Source organism: Actinacidiphila sp. bgisy145, assembly GCF_057708125.1.
This window is the reverse complement of record NZ_JBYIRL010000104.1, coordinates 1-1,551: the sequence shown is the minus strand read 5'-3', so window position 1 is coordinate 1,551 and position 1,551 is coordinate 1. Positions and strand designations below refer to the sequence as shown.

Genomic DNA, 1,551 nt, shown 5'->3' with positions numbered 1-1,551 from the left:
TAGGATGGATACCAGAGACCATTGCCCGTATCTCGCATTTCCTCCAGCCACTGCCGCAGAGCAGATTGATTCACCTCAGCGACTGGATAGCTCCTGGTACGAACGACCTGGCGGGCACCTGGCGTCCAATCTGCCGTCGCAACGAGGAGGCCCTGCTGAGCCCCTTCCCATTTGACGTCAGCAGCCAAGGACTTGACGATCACCTTGTCAATTTCGCGCCGCACGCGCTTGCACTGGATGAGCAGAGTAGGAGGCGAGACGTCAATGGCGAGAGACTTCTCCCAGACTCGAATATCCACCCCGTTGTCATTTCTTCCGGGTCCGATCTCCACCTGGAAACCGGCCCGATCAAAATACTCGGCAACTAGCCCTTCGAACTTTCTCCAGTGGATAGAGCCGATAGCCTCATAATTTGAGGCCAAGTAATTAACGAAACGCTGATCGAAGAACCGTCCATACGAAGCCATCACCGACTCTGACGAAAAGAGTTCAGACAGGTCTAGGACATCATCCCAGCTGCGCTGCGCGCCCAACACGACGGGACTTCGCGCCGAACGATAGTGGATCTCATCGACCACAACCGCGACAGCATCCGCGACTTCTTGGCCGTGGAGGCGGTGGGCCTCGGCGACGCACTCCCGTCCGTCAGCATCCCGTATCCCGTACTCAAACTCTGGGAGGATCAAGGCGCCCAAATACTCGCCTTCGCGTGCCTTAACGAGAAGGTCGGATCCTGCTCCAGGTGATACGCACTCTTTGGACACGACCCCGGGGCTCACTACACGCTCCACCACGAAAGCAATGGCACGCACGGCCAGTTCTACATCTCCGACCTTCTCGCAGATCCTCGGAATCGCCCCCCTGCGAGCGGCCATCGCTCCACGCAACCCAAGGCGCTCCAGCGTGTACCGCCCGTATGTATCGGTCACTTGCTTGTAATCCGGGATCGGGAAGTCGCGCATACCCTCGCGGACGATGCCGCCCAGATCGGCATCTGTCACGGCCAGCCCTACCCGGATGCCAACGAGTTCTGCAAGCCATTCAAGTAGCCACCGGTCAGCAGACCAGTCCACGGCAGCACATCTAGAACACATTCCCCACTCCTGAAACACCCACCCGGCAGAGCCGTCGCAAGCTAACGTTGGGGCACTGTAATCCAGCGCAACTGAGGGTAGTCCTGTCGCAGCCGCTCAAGCCACCGAGCATGCGGGGGGTCGCTACCAGCGGCACGCCAAGCCATCCGGTACTCGGAGTGGCAGGATACGCGGTAGCGGTCGCGGCCAACCGCGGAACCGGCCAAGAGGCCCTACCTCTACGAGAGGTGAGGCCTCTTCGCGTCACAAGGTCGATGCGCTGGAGGCTCTTTCTGGACCTGCGCTGGCCTGGGAAGCCAGCACGTCACCCCCCAAGAGGGATGGTCGACGGGGCCGACCTGGGGCCAAGATGGGGCCGGAAGGACGGTGAAACCCCCGCAAGGACCATCGTTGGTGGAAACAGCGCACGCGCTCTGACCTGCCAAAATGGTGATAACGGGGATGGAGAGTGAAGCAT

Annotated in this window: 1 protein-coding gene; it reads right to left on the bottom strand. The window is 60.2% G+C overall.

Going from position 1 to position 1,551, the window contains the following annotated elements:
- Positions 1-1,073 (bottom strand): restriction endonuclease (locus AC3ERT_RS36470; RefSeq protein ID WP_435179471.1); only part of this gene is annotated, 1,073 nt, incomplete at its 3' end.
- Between the last annotated feature and the right edge of the window lie 478 nt (positions 1,074-1,551).